This is a genomic window from Rahnella sp. BIGb0236 (assembly GCF_004364755.1).
In the GTDB taxonomy this organism is placed as follows: Bacteria; Pseudomonadota; Gammaproteobacteria; order Enterobacterales; family Enterobacteriaceae; genus Rahnella; species Rahnella victoriana.
Map to the genome: position 1 here is coordinate 267,547 of NZ_SOAO01000006.1, position 15,059 is coordinate 282,605.

General features: G+C 54.0%; 15 protein-coding genes. 2 read left to right on the forward strand and 13 right to left on the reverse strand.

Going from position 1 to position 15,059, the window contains the following annotated elements:
- Window positions 1–92 precede the first annotated feature (92 nt).
- The 5 genes from rplI to yjfP all read right to left on the reverse strand — a co-directional run bounded on the left by rplI (window position 93) and on the right by yjfP (window position 2,432).
- Window positions 93–545, reverse strand: a complete 453-nt coding sequence (rplI, locus tag EDF78_RS14750) for a 50S ribosomal protein L9 (RefSeq protein ID WP_013573778.1) — start codon at window positions 543–545, stop codon at window positions 93–95.
- 39 nt (window positions 546–584) lie between these two features.
- Entirely contained in the window at window positions 585–812 is a 228-nt protein-coding gene (gene rpsR, locus EDF78_RS14755; RefSeq protein WP_002210155.1) for a 30S ribosomal protein S18, read from the reverse strand.
- A gap of 4 nt (window positions 813–816) precedes the next feature.
- The gene (gene priB, locus EDF78_RS14760) at window positions 817–1,134 is read right to left on the reverse strand and encodes a primosomal replication protein N (protein WP_095923688.1); all 318 of its coding nucleotides are present in this window, start codon (window positions 1,132–1,134) and stop codon (window positions 817–819) included.
- Between the two features lie 5 nt (window positions 1,135–1,139).
- Window positions 1,140–1,532: a 30S ribosomal protein S6 gene (rpsF, locus tag EDF78_RS14765; protein ID WP_013573776.1), complete on the reverse strand. Its 393-nt coding sequence runs from the start codon at window positions 1,530–1,532 to the stop codon at window positions 1,140–1,142.
- Between the two features lie 150 nt (window positions 1,533–1,682).
- Entirely contained in the window at window positions 1,683–2,432 is a 750-nt protein-coding gene (gene yjfP / locus EDF78_RS14770; protein ID WP_133823358.1) for an esterase, read from the reverse strand.
- Window positions 2,433–2,711: 279 nt separating this feature from the next.
- Here yjfP and EDF78_RS14775 point away from each other — a divergent pair, with 279 nt between their 5' ends.
- Both EDF78_RS14775 and bsmA read left to right on the forward strand, forming a co-directional pair.
- Window positions 2,712–4,661, forward strand: coding sequence for a methyl-accepting chemotaxis protein (locus tag EDF78_RS14775; RefSeq protein ID WP_095923690.1), 1,950 nt, complete (start codon window positions 2,712–2,714; stop codon window positions 4,659–4,661).
- Between the two features lie 95 nt (window positions 4,662–4,756).
- Window positions 4,757–5,068, forward strand: a complete 312-nt coding sequence (gene bsmA, locus EDF78_RS14780) for a biofilm peroxide resistance protein BsmA (RefSeq protein ID WP_095923691.1) — start codon at window positions 4,757–4,759, stop codon at window positions 5,066–5,068.
- Between the two features lie 10 nt (window positions 5,069–5,078).
- On the opposite strand, the gene EDF78_RS14785 is transcribed toward bsmA, so the two are convergent.
- From EDF78_RS14785 to hflK, 8 genes are all read right to left on the reverse strand, one after another.
- Window positions 5,079–6,710 carry an isovaleryl-CoA dehydrogenase gene (locus EDF78_RS14785; protein ID WP_133823359.1) on the reverse strand — a complete coding sequence of 544 codons (1,632 nt, stop codon included), beginning with the start codon at window positions 6,708–6,710 and terminating at the stop codon, window positions 5,079–5,081.
- A gap of 136 nt (window positions 6,711–6,846) precedes the next feature.
- Window positions 6,847–7,590, reverse strand: coding sequence for a 23S rRNA (guanosine(2251)-2'-O)-methyltransferase RlmB (gene rlmB, locus EDF78_RS14790; protein WP_095923693.1), 744 nt, complete (start codon window positions 7,588–7,590; stop codon window positions 6,847–6,849).
- A 214-nt stretch (window positions 7,591–7,804) separates the two neighbouring features.
- Window positions 7,805–10,303 carry a ribonuclease R gene (rnr, locus tag EDF78_RS14795; protein ID WP_095923694.1) on the reverse strand — a complete coding sequence of 833 codons (2,499 nt, stop codon included), beginning with the start codon at window positions 10,301–10,303 and terminating at the stop codon, window positions 7,805–7,807.
- 41 nt (window positions 10,304–10,344) lie between these two features.
- Window positions 10,345–10,770 carry a nitric oxide-sensing transcriptional repressor NsrR gene (gene nsrR / locus EDF78_RS14800; protein ID WP_095923695.1) on the reverse strand — a complete coding sequence of 142 codons (426 nt, stop codon included), beginning with the start codon at window positions 10,768–10,770 and terminating at the stop codon, window positions 10,345–10,347.
- Between the two features lie 228 nt (window positions 10,771–10,998).
- Window positions 10,999–12,297, reverse strand: a complete 1,299-nt coding sequence (locus EDF78_RS14805) for an adenylosuccinate synthase (protein ID WP_095923696.1) — start codon at window positions 12,295–12,297, stop codon at window positions 10,999–11,001.
- Between the two features lie 144 nt (window positions 12,298–12,441).
- Complete coding sequence (locus tag EDF78_RS14810; RefSeq protein WP_095923697.1) at window positions 12,442–12,642, reverse strand: DUF2065 domain-containing protein; 201 nt, start codon at window positions 12,640–12,642, stop codon at window positions 12,442–12,444.
- Between the two features lie 94 nt (window positions 12,643–12,736).
- Entirely contained in the window at window positions 12,737–13,735 is a 999-nt protein-coding gene (gene hflC, locus EDF78_RS14815) for a protease modulator HflC (RefSeq protein WP_095923698.1), read from the reverse strand.
- Between the two features lie 2 nt (window positions 13,736–13,737).
- Window positions 13,738–15,036 (reverse strand): FtsH protease activity modulator HflK, encoded by a 1,299-nt coding sequence (gene hflK, locus EDF78_RS14820; RefSeq protein ID WP_131694429.1) that lies wholly within the window; start codon window positions 15,034–15,036, stop codon window positions 13,738–13,740.
- Between the last annotated feature and the right edge of the window lie 23 nt (window positions 15,037–15,059).

Genomic DNA, 15,059 nt, shown 5'->3' on the forward strand with positions numbered 1-15,059 from the left:
TTCAGGCGATACCTTACCTTTCCGCTTTCCCAAACGCAGAAAAGCAAAACGCCGGCACATGGCCGGCGTTTCACAGGTTAACTGCCGCGTTATTACGCTTCAGCAACCACAACTACGTTCAGTTTAGCGAATACGTCGCTGTGTACCTGGAACTCAACTTCGTGTTCACCAGTGGTACGCAGAACGCCATTCGGCAAACGAACTTCGCTTTTAGCAACTTCAACGCCAGCAGCAGTGACTGCATCAGCGATATCGCGAGTACCGATAGAGCCGAACAGTTTACCTTCGTCGCCTGATTTAGACGCGATGGTGACTGAACCCAGTTCGTTGATTTTAGTTGCGCGAGCTTCAGCAGCGTTCAGAACGTCAGCCAGTTTGGCTTCCAGTTCTGCACGACGTGCTTCGAAGAACTCAACGTTTTTCTTGGTAGCAGGAACAGCTTTGCCCTGTGGTACCAGGAAGTTACGAGCGTAGCCCGCTTTAACGTTAACTTGATCACCCAGGCTGCCCAGGTTTGCTACTTTATCAAGCAGAATAACTTGCATTACTTTATCCTCTCAAAGTCGTTAATAGACAGTGGCCGATTACTGATGACGATCAGTGTATGGCAACAATGAAAGGTAGCGAGCGCGCTTGATGCAACGAGCGAGCTGACGCTGGTATTTTGCACGAGTACCGGTAATACGGCTCGGGACAATTTTACCGCTTTCGGTAATGTAGTTTTTCAGTGTAGCGATGTCTTTGTAATCAATCTCTACAACGCCTTCCGCGGTGAAACGGCAGAACTTGCGACGACGGAAATAACGTGCCATTAGGCTAGTCTCCAGTATCTATCAAATCAATCTGCTCGGCATGTAACACCACTTTATTCAGTCCATTGCGCCCTTGATGGCAGCTAATGAATCCGGTAACAGTGAGTTGCGTGCCGACCGTTAAACTGTGAGTTAATGCTTGTGACGCTTGTCCACTGACAACCACGGGCATTCTGCACCATGCTTGTCGGTTAAATCCGGCTTCCTGCTGCGAGGATTTGTGTTCTAGCACAAACTGGCAGTGTGGAATGCCCGAAGGACTGACTTTACGAATGGGGGTCTTGCACACAGTGCCCGACAACACCAGACGATTCGCCGTCACGGCAATTACTCTTCAGAATCCCCAGCTTCAGCATCATCGTTAGCTTCAGCAAAATCTTCGCGGCGATCACGGCGCTCGTCTTTAGCTTTAACCATTGGAGATGCTTCAGTTACCGCGTGTTTAGTACGCATAACCATGCTACGGATAACGGCGTCGTTGAAGCGGAAGTTAGTTTCCAGCTCATCGATCGCTTCCTGCGGAGCTTCAACGTTCAGCAGAACGTAGTGAGCTTTGTGCAGTTTGTTGATCGGGTAAGCCAGTTGACGGCGGCCCCAGTCTTCCAGACGGTGAATCTGACCAGCAGCGTTAGTGATTACTGCACTGTAACGCTCGATCATGCCCGGAACCTGTTCGCTTTGGTCAGGGTGAACCATAAAAACGATTTCGTAATGACGCATCGAATTGCTCCTTACGGATTATTCAGCCTCCTGTCAGGGTCAACCGCGGCCCATGGAAGCAAGGAACGTGTTTGTGTGCGGTCGAAAAAATGACGCGCAATTATATGTACAGGCTGTGGGAAACTCAAGGAGAAAGGCAGATTAATTTCTCTACAGCGTCGCTGCGAAGAAAGCCGTGGCTTCTGCCAGCGCATGCACCGACACTTTATGCTTCGCGCCCGGCTCTGAAATAAAGGTCAGATTCGCATCTGCGCCGCTTTCCGCCAGTTCCTGCCGCAACCGCTGGCTTTCGGCAAACGGCACCACATCATCTTCTTCGCCATGCCAGATAAACAACGGAACATCGGCGATTAACGCTGCTTTGCCGCCGATATCCAGACTGAGTAAAGGAGCGACTTCGCGCTCAAACACGTCGCGCGATACGATGTCTCCGGCATTGTAAGCGGGAAAAAGATGGTGCGATAAACGCGCGAAATAGCCGGAGCCCATCAGGTTTGCCGCCACTTTCACCCACGGGAATTTCGCCAGCGCCGCCATGGTGGTCATGCCGCCCATGGACACACCGCCCACGCCTAAACGCTGCGGATCCGCCAGACCGCGTCCGACAAAGGTGTCTTTCAGCAGCGCCAGTTCATCGACATTGTTTTGCAAAATGCCCCAGAAATTCGCCAGACATCGTGCTTCGTCTTTCTCTGCGCGCGCACCGTGCATTAATGCATCGGGCAAGATCACGCGAAAACCCGCCTTCGCCAGCGTGTAACCGAAATAGGAGTAAATCTCTTTTGAAGACAGAAAACCGTGATAGAAAAAAATCGTCGGCAGTTGCTGCTGATACTGTCCGGCGGGCACGGCGTGGATGATCTGGATCCCGTCAATATCTTCTTCATACATCTCAACCATCGTATTTTCCCCTGCGCGTTTCGCAAAAATATCGGCTTCTGTGTGTCACGCCATTCTACGGGTCTGAAAAATGGCGACCACAACCTTTTTCGTATGATTTATAACCTGTTATGTCCGGCAGGCTGTTTTGGTCAGATTGACCTTAATTCAAATTCACATATTCTCTTTTATTGCATTGATTCAGATCAATTTTTATTGAAATAAATGGTTACATTTGATCATTAATCCTTTGCCGTTTTTCGCCGTTAGTGCGCTATCAGAAGCTAACGGAAAAAAACCATGAAAACGGCATCAAAACGCGCATTTCGCAGCTGGAGCATTGGCGCAAAACTGGCCAGCATCGCCTCACTGCTCGTCGGCTCACTCTTTATTATTTTCACTTTGTCACTGACGCACTCCGCCGGAAAGCAGGTCAATGAACTGGCGGTGAACGCCATTTCCGAACAGGTGACCGGCGTGGTGGACATGATAGAAATGTACAACGCCAGCCTGAATGCGGAAGTGGACAGCTATACGCGCCTGTTCAGCCATTTCCTGCCGTCGGATTTTGAACTTGATACCAGCAACCCGGTGAGTGTCGGCGATCAGTCTGCGCCGGTGATTAAAGCGGGCGGCACGCCGCTGAATCTCGACAGCAAAATTCCCGATGATTTTCTGGCCCGCACCGGTGCGATTTCCACGATATTCGCCCGTCGTGGTGATGACTTCATCCGCGTGACCACCTCCCTGAAAAAACAGGACGGAACCCGTGCCATCGGCACCCTGCTCGACAATTCCAGCCCGGCTTACGCACAGATTATGGCCGGACAATCCTTCAACGGACTGGCGACCTTGTTCGGCAAGAAATACATCACCAAATATCAGCCGGTGCGCGATGCACAGGGCAGTGTGATCGGCATTATCTTCGTGGGGGTGGATATCACCAAAGAATACGCCGACATGCGCCAGAAAATTCTCTCAAAACGGATTGGCGAGCAAGGCTATTTCTTTGTGCTGAACAGTGCACCGGGCAAAGATCTGGGCAAATATCTGGTCCATTCCAGCGATGAAGGCAAAACGCCCGCGTGGCCTGACGGTGAGTTACAACAGGTCATGTCGCAGCCCAAAGGCCAGCGCGAATACACAGACGTCACCAGCCAGCATCAGCAATTTATGGTGTACGCCAGCGTACCGGCATGGCACTGGGTGGTGGTCGGCAGCACCGACAAAGACAGCCTGATGGAACAGGTCAACAGCACGCGTAACCACTTCCTGATGGTGAGCCTGCTGGCGCTGGCCTGTTTCGCTGCACTGTTTATCTGGCTGACGCGCAAACTGGTCAGCCGTCCGCTGAGCGACGTGGTGAGCATCGCCCAGCAGTATGCCAGCGGCGATTTGCGCGCGCGGGCTGAAACGCAGCGTGTGGATGAAATCGGCGCACTGATGCATGCGATTGACGGCATCGGTCACGGGCTGGAAAAAATCGTGGGTGAGGTACGGCAGGTGTCGTCTGAAATCATGATGAATACTCAGGGACTCGCGCACGACAGCGAGCAAATCAATCAGCAAATCGGTACGCAGGCCAGCAGCCTGGAAGAAACCTCGGCCAGCATGGAGCAGATCACCGCGACCGTGCAGAACACGGCGGACAACGCCACCCAGGCCACTCAACTGGTGCAACAGACAGATAAAGCCGCCACCGTCGGCGCGGATGCGGTAAATCAGTCGGTGGAGAGCATGGAGGCCATTAAGCACGCCTCAACGCGTATCGCCGATATCACGACGGTGATTGAAGGCATCGCCTTCCAGACCAATATTCTGGCGCTGAACGCGGCCGTGGAAGCCGCCAGAGCGGGTGAACACGGTCGCGGCTTTGCCGTCGTCGCCTCGGAAGTCCGGGCGCTGGCACAACGCAGTTCCAACGCGGTGAAAGAGATTGAAACGCTGGTTGCCGACTCCCTGAGTAAAGTCGAAGACGGCCATCAGAGCGCGGCCAAAACGCAGGCCAACATGAGCGACATCCTTCAGGGGATCCGTCAGGTCAAAGTGCTGATGAGCGATATCGATGTGGCATCGCACGAGCAGTCTTCCGGTATCTCGCAGGTGAATATCGCCATTATGCAGATCGGCAAGGCAACGCAGGAGAACGCCACGCTGGTGGAGAATTCGCAGCAAACCGCAGCAGCGCTCAGCGAACAGGGCCGCCATCTCTCGCAACTGGTCAGCGTGTTTAAAATTTCCGAACGATAGAATGCGGTTCGCGCGGCAATAAACGCCGCGCAGACTCGCCAGCAGACCGGTGAAAGGGCTACACTCAGGGTAACGCCCTTTTACCGGATATCACGATGAAATCCCTCCGAATCCCCGCGCTGTTGCTGTTGCTGGCATCACTGAGCGGTTGCAGTAATCTGATGCAAACCACTCCGGTTGCGCCCCCCGCACCGACAGAAAAAGCACAGGAAATTACCCGCGCACAGACCTCCACCCTGACCAAAACCGGCAGCGTCACCGCTGATGTCATTGGCAGTCCGATGGATGCCGAAGCAGAAATTCAGCGTAAAGCCGATGCCGCAGGTGCCCGTTACTATGTGATTATGTTTAACAGCGAAACCATCGTGCCGGGTCGCTGGTACTCTCAGGCGACGCTGTACCGCTGACCGCCCTGGATTATTCCGCGCCGATAGCGCGGTTGATTAACAGTTGGCACAGCCGTTCCGGCAGCAATGTTTCTCCGCGCGGATCGAGCACCATCCGGCACCATGCGTCCGCCACCGGCGGCGAGGCAAATTCCAGCATTTGTGTGGCTGTCAGCAGGTTGAACAACTGACCTGTCAGCCATCGCCCCTGCGCTTCTTCCGGCGTACGCAGCCGTTGTAAGAACTGGCGCGATGCCCGGTCAAATACCCGGTTTTGCCCGCGCGCCTGATGCAAAATCTGCTGTACCATGTCCGCACTGGCAGGCAGCTTTTTCAGCGTCCGCAGGACATCTAGACACATCACGTTCCCCGATCCTTCCCAGATGCTGTTGACCGGCATTTCACGGTACAGGCGCGGTAACTCGCTGTCTTCGCAGTAGCCCATACCGCCCAGCACTTCCATCGCTTCTGCCACAAACGGCATTCCCTGACGGCACACTTCAAACTTGGCGGCAGGCGTCAGCAGACGGCACAGCAAGTTTTCCGCCGGATTATCCTGTGCGCCTGACGCGGCAGCCAGACGCATCAGCAGCATCGTCTGCCCTTCAAGATGTAACGCCATCCGGCTGAGGGTCTGGCGCATCATCGGCTGTTCGATTAACGGCTTGCCAAACACCTGCCGCTGGAACGCGTGGTACAGCGCCACGGACAACGCCCGGCGCATCATGGCGTGGCTGCCCAGCGCGCAGTCAAACCGCGTGTGGCCGCCCATTTTCAGGATGTGCCGGATGCCCTCACCTTCTTCACCCAGCAACCAGCCGGTAGCATTCTGAAACTCCACTTCACTGCTGGCGTTCGAGCGGTTACCCAGTTTGTCTTTCAGACGCTCGATGCGGATTGCATTGCGCGTGCCGTCGGGTAATACCCGTGGCATAAAGAAACAGGACAGCCCGCCGTCGGCCTGCGCCAGCACCAGATGGGCGTCACTTTGCGGCACGGAGAAAAACCATTTATGGCCGATCAGATGATAAGGTTTTCCGCTCCCGCGCCCTTCCTGCGCTGTCGCCCGTGTAGTGTTGCTCAGCACATCCGAGCCGCCCTGCTTTTCCGTCATGCCCATGCCGATCAGCACGCCTTTCTTCTGGTCGCCGCATTGCAGATGCGGATCATAACGATCGGATAACAGCGGTTTCATCCAGTCACTGAATTCCGGCGGCAAGTACTTTTGCAGCAGCGGGATCGCGCCGAATGTCATGGTCACCGGGCATAACGTGCCGGCTTCAACCTGACCGTGAAGAATAAATCGCGCCGCACGCGCCACTGCCGAACCGATGCGTGCATCTTCCTGCCAGGGCAAATTATGCACCCGGTTGGCGATCAGCCCCTGCATCAGCAGATGCCACGCAGGGTGAAAGCGCACATCATCGAGGCGTTCACCGGTGGTGTCGTAACGCAGCAGATCGGGCGGATTGGTATTCGCCAGCCGCCCAAGCTCCAGCGACTCCGCAGAACCTAATTGCTGGCCCAGTGACGCCAGCACGTCCGCATCCCAGCCCGCCTGCTGACGGGAAACCGCTTCGCGTAGCGGTGTGTCGGAGAGGAATAAATTGCTGTTACTCAGTGGCTTGGGTTGATTGAAAACCCGGTGTGTTTCCCAGTCCATCGCCTGCTCCCTGTCAGAAGGATATGGCGTAAGTATGGTAAAAATCGGGGAATTAACAGGCGGACAGATCACAAAGGCAGAAATGCAAACGGGAGCCATAAGGCTCCCGTTTAATCCGCAGCGGAGAAAGCCGAAATCAGCTTTTCTTCAGACCACGCTGGCGTACGGCTTCGAACAGGCAAACGCCGGTTGCCACAGACACGTTCAGGGAAGACACGCTGCCCGCCATCGGAATGCTGATCAGTTCGTCGCAATGTTCGCGGGTCAGACGGCGCATACCTTCGCCTTCTGCGCCCATCACCAGCGCCATCGGGCCGGTCATTTTGCTCTGGAACAGGTCATGATCGGCTTCACCCGCCGTACCGACGATCCAGACATTATGTTCCTGCAACACGCGCAGGGTACGCGCCAGATTGGTCACGTTGATCAACGGCACGTTTTCAGCGGCGCCACTGGCGACTTTTTTCGCTGTCGCGTTCAGTTTCGCAGAACGGTCGCGCGGCACGATCACCGCGTGAACACCGGCGGCATCCGCTGTACGCAGACAAGCACCCAGATTATGCGGATCCGTTACGCCATCCAGCACCAGCAGGAAAGGACAATCAAGGCTTTCCAGCAGCGCAGGCAGATCATTTTCCTGATACTGACGGCCTTCGCGCACACGCGCAATAATGCCCTGATGCACAGCGCCTTCGGATTTATCATCCAGCCACTGGCGGCTCGCCACCTGAATCACGATACCACTGGCTTCCAGCTCGTCGATCAGCGGTTTCAGGCGTTTATCGTCGCGGCCTTTCAGGATGAAGACTTCCAGAAAGCGTTGCGGATCGTTGTCGAGTAAGGCTTTAACGGAATGAATACCGTAGATAATTTCGCTCATGATGCTCTTTAAAATAGACTTGCGGACAGCAAGCTGTCCGCAATTTAACAGGGATTGCGGGCGATTCTATCATACCCTTCATCATTCACGCTGCAGATGCGTTGGCGGCACTCAGTCACCCGAATCACTTACCTGAGTAAGCTCATCGGGATTCCTTCGTTTGCCGCCTTCCTGCAACCTGAATGCTTTCGGGTAGAATACCAGCCCGTCTGGCTTAGCTTTCGGCTGACTTTTTCTTCGCGCGTTTGGCTTTGGTGGCCGCAGCAATTTTGGCTGTTTTATCAGAAGGCTTTTTGGCTTTCTTCGGCTTGCCGTCTTTACCCACTGCGCCAGCCGCTTTTTCTTTCTTCGGCTTAGCCGGTTTCGCGTCGTCTTTGCGGAAGGCACTGTCCGGCTCGAAGTTCACGTTTTTCTTACCGGTACGACGGCGACCCGCGTTGGCCGGTGCCGTTGAACGCATGGAACGCTCGCCACCTTTTTTGGCGCGGTCGCGTGCGGTTTTGCCTTCACCACGCGCTTTGCGGGTGCTGGACACCAGTGCGAAATCGATTTTACGTTCGTCCATGTGCACGGCTTCAACACGAATTTCTACCGTATCGCCCAGGCGGTAAACCGCGCCGGAGGACTCACCGACCAGACGCTGGCCGATATTGTCGTAACGGTAATAATCATTGTCGAGCGAGGACACATGCACCAGCCCGTCGATGAACAAATCGTTGAGACGCACGAAGAAGCCAAAGCCGGTAACACTGGCGATAATGCCGGTAAAGACTTCGCCCACGTGATCCTGCATGAAGTCACACTTCAGCCAGTCAGCGACGTTACGGGTGGCTTCATCCGCACGGCGTTCTGCCATCGAACAATGCTCGCCGAGCTGCAACATGTCTTCGTAATCACTGTGCCAGCCGCCGGTTGGCGTCCAGCGATCTTTCAGCGTGCCGTGCTCTTTCGCCAGCAGATACTTGATCGCACGGTGCAGCGCCAGATCCGGATAACGACGGATTGGCGAAGTGAAGTGACCGTACGACGGTAACGCCAGACCAAAGTGGCCGCGGTTTTCCGGATCGTAAATCGCCTGTTTCATCGAACGCAGCAACATCGTTTGCAGCATTTCGCGGTCAGGACGATCGGCCAGTTCATCCATGATCTGCGCATAATCTTTTGGCTCAGGCTTCATGCCGCCGCCCATCACCAGACCCAGTTCACCCAGCACGCTTTTCAGCGCAGAGATGTGGTCATCGCTTGGACGGTCATGCACGCGGAACAGCGCCGGTTCGTTATGTTTCTCAACAAAACGTGCCGCCGCGATGTTCGCCAGGATCATGCACTCTTCAATCAGTTTGTGAGCATCGTTACGCACCGTCGGTTCGACACGTTCGATACGGCGTTCAGCGTTGAAGATGAATTTCGCTTCTTCAGTTTCGAACGCGATACCACCACGTTCGGCACGCGCCTGATCCAGCATTTTGTACATGGTGTGCAGTTCAAGCAAATGCTTCACCAGCGGGGAATACTGCTCGCGCAGTTCCGGATCGCCTTCGATGATGCGCCAGACTTTGTTGTACGTCAGACGCGCGTGAGAGCTCATCACGGCTTCGTAGAATTTAGAGCTGGTCAGCTTGCCCTGCGCAGAGATAGTCATCTCACAGACCATACACAGGCGGTCTACCTGCGGGTTCAGGGAACACAGACCATTCGACAGCACTTCCGGCAGCATCGGGACAACCTGCGACGGGAAGTAAACTGACGTTGCACGGCTTCGTGCTTCGTCATCCAGCGCGGTGCCGTGACGGACGTAATAACTGACGTCGGCAATCGCCACCCACAGGCGCCAGCCACCGCCGCGTTTTTTCTCGCAATACACGGCGTCATCGAAGTCGCGGGCGTCTTCACCGTCAATGGTGACCAGCGGCAGGCTGCGTAAATCGACACGGCCTTTTTTCGCTTCTTCCGGCACCTGCTCGCTCAGGTCTTCGACCTGCTTCAGCACCTGTGGCGGCCAGACGTGCGGGATTTCATGGGTACGCAGGGCGATATCTACCGCCATGCTGGTGCCCATTTTATCGCCGAGCACTTCAACGATTTTACCGACCGCTTTGGTGCGGCGGGTCGGACGCTGGGTCAGTTCAACAACGACCATATAGCCCATGCGCGCGCCGTTAATGGCGTCGGACGGGATCAGGATGTCAAAGCTCAGACGGCTGTCGTCCGGCACCACAAAACCGGCGCCGGCATCGGTGAAGTAACGGCCAACAATCTGGCTGGTTTTCGGCACCAGCACACGCACAATGCGCGCTTCGCGGCGACCTTTGCGGTCTGTACCGACCGGCTGTGCCAGTACCACGTCACCGTGGATACACATTTTCATTTGTTCAGCAGAAAGATACACATCGTCTTTCTTGACGCCTTCGAGACGCAGGAAACCGTAGCCATCACGATGGCCGATAACCGTGCCTTTCAGTAAGTCCAGACGCTCCGGCAGCGCATAACACTGACGGCGGGTGAACACTAACTGACCGTCGCGTTCCATGGCGCGCAGACGGCGGCGCAGCGCTTCCAGTGCTTCTTCACCGGACAGGTTCAGTTCGTTACCGATTTCTTCTCGGCTGGCAGGTGTTTCACGTTTCGCGAGGTGTTCCAGAATGAATTCACGGCTGGGAATAGGTGATTCGTATTTTTCTGCTTCTCGTTCCAGGAATGGATCTTGTGACATAGCGGTTCCTCCGTTGTCATCAGCAGTTTGTTGAAAGTCTTTCATTCAACAAGCAATAATTTGTAGAGCGTTGAGTTATCTTTGACCATATCGGCCACAGTGTACTGATTCAGCTCATCAAGAAAATGTTCTACAGCAGTGTGCAGGACTTGTTTTAGCCGGCATGCGGGCGTGATATGACAAAAGTCGCTGGCGCAATTGACCAGCGAAAGCGGTTCCAGCTCGCGCACCACATCGCCAATGCGAATGGTTTCCGCGGGCTTACCCAGTTTTATTCCCCCGTTCTTTCCACGAACGGCAGTCACCAGGCCAGCACGGCTCAACTGATTAATGATTTTCACCATGTGGTTGCGCGATACACCGTACACGTCGGTGACCTGCGAAATGTTGGTCATCTGATCTTCAGGCAACGACGCCATATAAATCAATGCTCTCAAACCATAATCAGTAAAACTCGTTAACTGCACACATACCTCTGGGTAGCTATTTACCCGGTCTTTCCACGTCAGCAATGACAACAGGGTGAAGATGATTGTTTATTATGACACTTTGATGATAAACCAGCCGCGAACTTTGCAGCTAATCATTTAGATAGTGGATGGTTTCTGGAAAGTACACAAGTGAAGGGATTCAGAAAAAAATAAACCGGGCAGTTTTGCCCGGTTATGACGTTTTTACGCAATCAGCTCAGGCTTTCAGGCGTCAAACGGGTCGCGCAGGATCATCGTTTCGCTACGATCCGGGCCTGTTGAAATGATATCCACCGGCACTTCAGTCAGTTCTTCGATACGCTTGATGTAGTTCAGCGCAGCCTGCGGCAATTTATCAACTTCTTTCACGCCAAAGGTGGTTTCGGTCCAGCCTGGCATGATTTCGTAGATTGGCTCGATACCTTCCCAGCCTTCTGCTGCCAGCGGCGTGGTGGTCATTTCGCGGCCATCAGGCATACGGTAACCGATACACAGCTTCACTTCTTTCAGACCGTCCAGCACGTCCAGTTTGGTCAGACAGAAACCAGACAGGGAGTTGATCTGCACAGAACGACGAACAGCCACGATGTCCAGCCAGCCGCAACGACGGCTACGACCGGTGGTCGCGCCAAACTCGTTACCTTGCTTACGCAGGAACTCGCCAGTTTCATCAAACAGTTCAGTCGGGAACGGACCTGCACCCACACGGGTGGAGTAGGCTTTGACGATGCCCAAAACGTAATCGACATAACGTGGACCAATACCCGAACCGGTAGCGACGCCGCCAGCCGTGGTGTTGGAAGACGTGACGTACGGATAAGTCCCGTGGTCGATGTCCAGAAGCGTACCTTGTGCGCCTTCGAACATGATCAGATCGCCACGCTTACGCGCGCCATCCAGCAGTTCAGACACATCAACGACCATGCCCGTCAGAATGTCGGCAATCGCCATGACATCATCCAGGGTTTTCTGGTAATCAACGGCGTCTACTTTGTAGTAGTTAACCAGCTGGAAGTTGTGGTATTCGATGATTTCTTTCAGCTTGATAGCGAAAGTTTCTTTGTTGAAGAGATCACCTACGCGCAGACCGCGACGGGCAACTTTATCTTCATAAGCCGGGCCAATGCCGCGACCGGTGGTGCCAATCGCTTTATCGCCACGCGCTTTTTCGCGCGCCATGTCGAGCGCGACATGATAAGGCAGGATCAGCGGGCAAGCTTCAGACAGTAACAGACGTTCGCGTACAGGGATGCCACGAGCTTCAAGTTCGCCCATTTCTTTCATTAAGGCGTCAGGAGCCAGAACAACACCGTTGCCGATGATGCTGGTCACGTTTTCACGCAAAATGCCAGACGGAATTAAATGAAGAACGGTTTTTTCACCGTTGATAACCAGAGTGTGACCGGCGTTGTGACCGCCCTGATAGCGCACAACATATTTAGCCCGTTCAGTAAGCAGGTCTACGACCTTGCCTTTCCCTTCATCACCCCATTGAGTGCCGAGTACGACGACGTTCTTACCCATCTCAAGAATCACCAGGTTGCTTAAAAAAGGATTCTAACATCTCATTCTGTGCTTTCCAGCACTTTTAGCACACGTTTGCGGGAAAAATTTTAATTGCGTGCTACGGGTCGCAGCGAGACGTGACACGCAGGATGTAACAAAACCTCACCCACCCAGACGACTACGCAACATGTAGTAAATTACGAAGCCGGCGACCACAAGACCCCCGCCAAAACGGCGTAAAACCGTGTCCGGAAGATTCGCCAGCGAGAGGATCATTTTTCTCCAGGTTTTTGGATAAAGCATCGGCCCCAGGCCTTCAAGCACCAAAACTAATGCCAGCGCCAGCCAGATTGTCGAATTCATGGTAAGTCAGTCTCATTGCATCCCTTCCAAAAAAGAGAAGGATTTCAGAAAAGACAAAAGGCCCCTCAGGGCCTTTTGGAAATTGCAGAAGCAATTATTTATTTTTTTCAGGTGACTTCATGAAGCGGAAGAAATCGCTGTCAGGGCTTAACACCATGACGTCGTTACCGCTCTTGAAGCTGGCCTCGTAAGCACGCAGGCTACGGATGAATGCATAGAAGTCCGGATCCTGGCTGAACGCATCAGCAAACAGTTTCGCCGCTTCGGCATCCCCTTCACCCCGGGTGATACGGGCAGTACGCTCAGCTTCAGCCACTGTACGGGTTCTTTCGTAATCCGCAGCTGCCTGAATCTTGGTCGCTTCTTCTTTACCCTGAGAGATGTGACGCAATGCCACCGCATTACGCTCAGCGCGCATACGATCGTAAATGGCGCTGGACACTTCTTCCGGCAAGTTGATTTGTTTGAGACGCACATCCACCACTTCGATACCCAGTGCTGCCATGCTGTTCGGGTTCACCGCAGGCTGTTTGCCTTTGGTTTCCTGCTCAACACGTTTGGCTGCTGAGGCAATCGCATCATCGGCTTCGGTGGTCGCTTCAGGCTCATCGCCTGTGCTGCCGGTGTTCAGCGCATCACGCACGTCCAGGGTCAGACGGCCACGGGAATCGGTCACGATGTCTTTCACATCCAGACGACCAATTTCAGAACGCAGACGGTCACTGAATTTACGTTTCAGCAGAATTTCTGCCTGAGACACATCACCACCGCCCGTTGCCAGGTAGTAGCGGCTGAAATCACTGATACGCCATTTCAGGTAAGAATCGACGATTAAGTCTTTCTTCTCGCTGGTTACAAAGCGGTCAGCCTGGTTGTCCATGGTCTGGATACGCGCGTCGAGCATTTTAATGGATTCCACGAATGGAACTTTAAAATGCAGGCCCGGCGCATAGATCAGCGGTTTGTTATCGCCGTCACGCAGGACTTTACCGAAACGCAGCACGATACCGCGCTGACCTTCCTGAACCACAAACAGTGAAGCATAAAGCGCCACCAGCACCACAACGACGATAAGTAAAAATGACTTACGCATTGTTATTCTCTCCCTACACGAAGTGTATCGTCACGCTGTGCATTGGCACGGCGTTGGTCCATGACACTGCCAGACGAACGGGAACTGCTGTTATCGGCACTGCTTTTGCTGTTACTGCTGGTCAACCCCGGAACGGAAGGCAGTAAACCTGTGTCATCATTCTTGCTGGTGTCGTTGGCTGCGGCGTTATTTCCGCGCAGCATTTGATCCAGCGGCAGAACCATCAGGTTATTGCCTTTGTCACTCACCAGCACCTTACGGGTATGGCTGAGGACTTTTTCCATGGTTTCGATATACAGACGCTCGCGGGTAATTTCCGGCGCGGCTTTATATTCAGGCAACAGTTTGGAGAAACGGGCCACTTCACCCTGTGCTTCCAGAACGGTACGGTCTTTATAGGCTTTTGCATCTTCCAATAAACGCTGGGCTTCACCGTTTGCCAGAGGCTGGATCTGGTTCGCATAAGCTTCTGCTTCACGAATAGACTGTTGCTCTCTTTCACGGGCGGCGATGGCGTTATCGAAGGATGCTTTCACTTCTTCCGGCGGACGCGCGGTCTGGAAGTTGACGTCCTGAATGGTGATACCCATTTTGTACGGACGAATGGTTTCTTCCAGTACACGTTGGGTATCGCTACGCACCGTGGTACGGCCTTCAGTCAGGATTTTGTCCATCGTGTATTTGCCGATAACGCCACGCAAGGCGCTGTCCGTTGCCTGGCTCAGGCTGTCGTCAGGATTGGCGACGCTGAACAGATAGGCTTCAGGATCCGTCACGCGGTACTGCACGTTCATTTCAACGCGCACGACGTTTTCATCAGAGGTCAGCATCACGCCAGACGCAGCCAGTTCACGTACCGATTCTACGTTCACTGCGCGCACATCATCGATGAAGGTCGGTTTCCAGTTCAGGCCCGGCTCAACCAGATGGCTGAACTTACCAAAACGGGTCACAACGCCACGCTCGGCTTCTTTAATGGTATAGAAACCAGTAGCTGCCCAGATCACTACCACCGCAGCGACTGCGATGCCGACAATCCGGCCGCCACTCATTCCATGACCGGAACCCGTTGGCGCGCCATTGTTGCTATTATTGTTGTTGCCTGAACCTTTTCCACCGAAGCCCCCCAGTTTTTTGCTGAGCTTACGGAAGATATCATCCAGATCAGGTGGCCCCTGATTGCGGCCGCCTTTGTTGTCGTTATTCCCACCAGAATTTCCACCAGAGTTGCCGCTATTATTATTGCTGCTGCCCCAGGGGTCGCGGTCCTGTCCGTTATTACCGGGCTGATTCCACGCCATGTTATAGCTCCATTATTCTATGA

Coding starts and splice junctions, on each gene's coding strand:
- rplI (WP_013573778.1), bottom strand. CDS start 545: ATGCAAGTTATTCTGCTTGATAAAGTAGCAAACCTGGGCAGCCTGGGT.
- bsmA (WP_095923691.1), top strand. CDS start 4,757: ATGAAATCCCTCCGAATCCCCGCGCTGTTGCTGTTGCTGGCATCACTG.
- yjfP (WP_133823358.1), bottom strand. CDS start 2,432: ATGGTTGAGATGTATGAAGAAGATATTGACGGGATCCAGATCATCCAC.
- EDF78_RS14775 (WP_095923690.1), top strand. CDS start 2,712: ATGAAAACGGCATCAAAACGCGCATTTCGCAGCTGGAGCATTGGCGCA.
- rpsR (WP_002210155.1), bottom strand. CDS start 812: ATGGCACGTTATTTCCGTCGTCGCAAGTTCTGCCGTTTCACCGCGGAA.
- rpsF (WP_013573776.1), bottom strand. CDS start 1,532: ATGCGTCATTACGAAATCGTTTTTATGGTTCACCCTGACCAAAGCGAA.
- hflC (WP_095923698.1), bottom strand. CDS start 13,735: ATGCGTAAGTCATTTTTACTTATCGTCGTTGTGGTGCTGGTGGCGCTT.
- EDF78_RS14785 (WP_133823359.1), bottom strand. CDS start 6,710: ATGGACTGGGAAACACACCGGGTTTTCAATCAACCCAAGCCACTGAGT.
- rlmB (WP_095923693.1), bottom strand. CDS start 7,590: ATGAGCGAAATTATCTACGGTATTCATTCCGTTAAAGCCTTACTCGAC.
- hflK (WP_131694429.1), bottom strand. CDS start 15,036: ATGGCGTGGAATCAGCCCGGTAATAACGGACAGGACCGCGACCCCTGG.
- rnr (WP_095923694.1), bottom strand. CDS start 10,303: ATGTCACAAGATCCATTCCTGGAACGAGAAGCAGAAAAATACGAATCA.
- EDF78_RS14810 (WP_095923697.1), bottom strand. CDS start 12,642: ATGAATTCGACAATCTGGCTGGCGCTGGCATTAGTTTTGGTGCTTGAA.
- EDF78_RS14805 (WP_095923696.1), bottom strand. CDS start 12,297: ATGGGTAAGAACGTCGTCGTACTCGGCACTCAATGGGGTGATGAAGGG.